Origin of the sequence: Pseudomonas sp. RL_105y_Pfl2_101, from assembly GCF_963970585.1 — a bacterium.
In the GTDB taxonomy this organism is placed as follows: Bacteria; Pseudomonadota; Gammaproteobacteria; order Pseudomonadales; family Pseudomonadaceae; genus Aquipseudomonas.
This window is the reverse complement of the sequence record NZ_CAXAPG010000091.1, coordinates 1-2,875: the sequence shown is the minus strand read 5'-3', so window position 1 is coordinate 2,875 and position 2,875 is coordinate 1. Positions and strand designations below refer to the sequence as shown.

Sequence of the window (2,875 nt, the reverse complement as noted above, 5' to 3'; positions counted from 1 at the left end):
GGTCGGTTTCTGCCACCGCAGCGTGGCCCCCCGGTAGGTACAGCATTACCGCAAGACAGATTGGGCAGGATACTCAACAGAGTTCGGACTGGTCGGATAACAAAGCCTTTACGATCAAACCGCCCAAACCGGTGATCACCGCGCCGCCCAACCCGGCCCCAGCCAATCAGGTACTGTCCATCACCGGTGTCTATTCCGGCACCGTCACCCTGCAGATGCTCACAGAAACGGGCGCCGTGGTATCCGGCACTTTCACCAACAGCGGGACCAGCCGCACGTTTACACCGACAGCAGAATGGACAGCGGGCAGCAGTAAGGTCAAGGTTGTGCAAACGGTGGGCGCTATCGCGTCCGATCCGAGCAATCCGGTCACCCTCGCGGTGAAACCGCCCAGGCCGGTGATCACTGCTCCGCCTAACCCGGCGGCGGCTAAACAGGTGTTGACGGTCACCGGCGTTTACGTCGGCGCGGTCGTCCTGACGATGTTCACCGAGACCGGCTCACCTATAGCTGGCACCTTCAGCACCTCTGGCGCCAGCAGGACTTTCACGCCGACGGAAAACTGGGCAGTGGGGAGCCAAAAGGTCAAAGTCGTGCAGACTGTGGACGGTATCGTGTCCTATCCCAGCGAATGGGTAACCCTTGCGGTGAGACCGCCGAAACCGACGATTACCAATCCAAATGTTGTATGGACAGCGCTGCCTACGTTATCAGGAGGCGGTGTTGCCGGCGCGACAGTGAATTTGCATCAACACAATTTTGGCTCAGTGATTCTCGGTACTGGCACCGTGCAGAGCGATAACACCTGGACAGTGACGCTGACAGAACCTTTGCAGATGGCCGACCCCTTCAGGCTGACGGCTTCGCAGACCTTGAACGGTATGACATCGGACTGGGCGACCACCATTGACTTTGCGGTCCTGTTCAAGCCGGTGATTGCCTCTATCATTGTCTCTGCCGATGGCAAACCTACCGTTGGTGGAACAGCTGGGCTCAAGGACGCCACGCTTAACATCCACCTTCAAGGGAATTCCAGTGATGTTCAGTTAACGACGACTGTTGAACCAAACGGCACGTGGTTGGCTTCTGCCACCGTAGCATGGGCTCCCGAAGCGTATGTCATCACAGCAAGACAACTTGGGAAGGTTACTGGGCAGATATCAGAGTGGGCGGAGCATGAATCCTTTATCGTCAAACCGCCCAAGCCGGTGATCACCGCGCCACCCAACCCGGCGTCCGCCGATCAGGTGCTGACGGTTACTGGCGTTTACTCCGGCGCCGCCACCCTGGCGATGCTCACCGAGACCGGCTCACCTATAGCGGGCACCTTCAGCGCCACCGGGGAGACCAGCAGGACTTTCACACCGACGGAAAACTGGGCGGCGGGTACTCAAAAGGTCAAGGTCGTGCAGACTGTGAACGAGGTGGCGTCCGATCCAAGTGATGAATGCACCCTCAACGTGGAGGTAGGGGATCAACCTGAAGTCCCCTTATTCGAACTGCCGCTTTCTGGATCCAGAACTTCAACGCGCCCGGCCATCAGGATCACCGGCCAGCCCCTTGCCCTGATAACCGTGCGGCCTGAGGGCGCGGAGACATTGCACTCGGCTCCGGCAGATGCTGAGGGTGTGCTTGAATTCGTAGTTTCAGCGCCGTTAACTCCTGGGCCCCAAACGCTTGAGGCCAAACAGAAGGGGAGTGGTCCCGAGTCCAATTGGAGTGAATTGCATCTGTTCACGGTAAAGGCGCTGCCGCAAACACCTGTGATCGAAGCGCCAACACCGGGCAGTTTGAACCCGCGAAAACCTACAATCAGGGGGAGAGGCGAAAACCGGGGGCAGATACTTCTGGGCCATAAGGATGACCAAGAAAACCTGATCGGCACTCTCAATGGCGTAGCGTCCTGGCGTTGGACAGCCACCGATTCATGGGAGGTCGGTCAATATACGATCCAAGCGCAGCAGACGGACGACGGGGACAATTCTTCATGGACCGAGCCACGCACGTTCGAAGTGGTCGATGCCCTTTACGGCACCGGCGACGCTGGTCCAGTGCTCGCCCAGCCGGTGCTGAGCAACAGCGAGAGCGTGTTGCTGCGGGTTCAGATAGTGTCCGGTCTCACTGGCGAGCCGGCCGGAGGGGTCACAGTGGAATGGCGCATCGCGGGCGAGCAGGCGGTCATGGCGAGGACCGTTACCGGGCCGGATGGCTGGGCTCATTATCTCTATACACCAGGCATTGCGGGGGAACAGACCGTCCTGGCAGATTTAACGAGCGAGAACCAGGGCGTGGGGATTACTGAGCGGTTTGAAGTAACCGCATTGTCCGACAACCCTTGGGGACAGGAGTCCGAGCTCTATCTAGGAGACGAAAAGGTTGATTTGGCTAAGGGGGATCTTGTTCTGTCAGGTGCTAAGCATTATGAACTGTCGCTTGAAGTTAACAGCGCCAGCCCGTTGGTTGGCACAAGCGTCACGCTCGAAGACGTGTTTGAAGCCGAGGCGCACGGCTTGAAATTTGTTCCGCCGTTGGGCACGTCGCAGTCGTTGATCGAAGGACAGCCGGTCTATTGGTCTATCGCTTGCGACCCGGCAAAAATTGGTTATTTCGGTTTGAAATTGACTAGCCCGATATTGCCTGATTGGTATTTGCCAGGCCAGGTGATTGATGAGGGATCCGAGTGAGACGTAACGGAGAGTGAGTGGCGTGCTGATGAGTTATTCACTCCCCACTTCACTCCCGGTCGTTCAACGTATCGTTCTCATCCTCCGAAATCCCATACCACCCCAAATACCGCTGACGCCGCCAATACCCCATGGCCGTCACGGTCAACGTAGGCCGCCCGAGCGGATCGTAGAATTGCTGGTCGCAATGC

Annotated in this window: 1 pseudogene; it reads left to right on the top strand. The window is 57.9% G+C overall.

What is annotated here, in order from left to right:
* Window positions 1-2,684 (top strand): annotated as a pseudogene (locus tag AACY31_RS28410) (hypothetical protein); the annotation flags it as partial.
* Window positions 2,685-2,875: the final 191 nt, after the last annotated feature.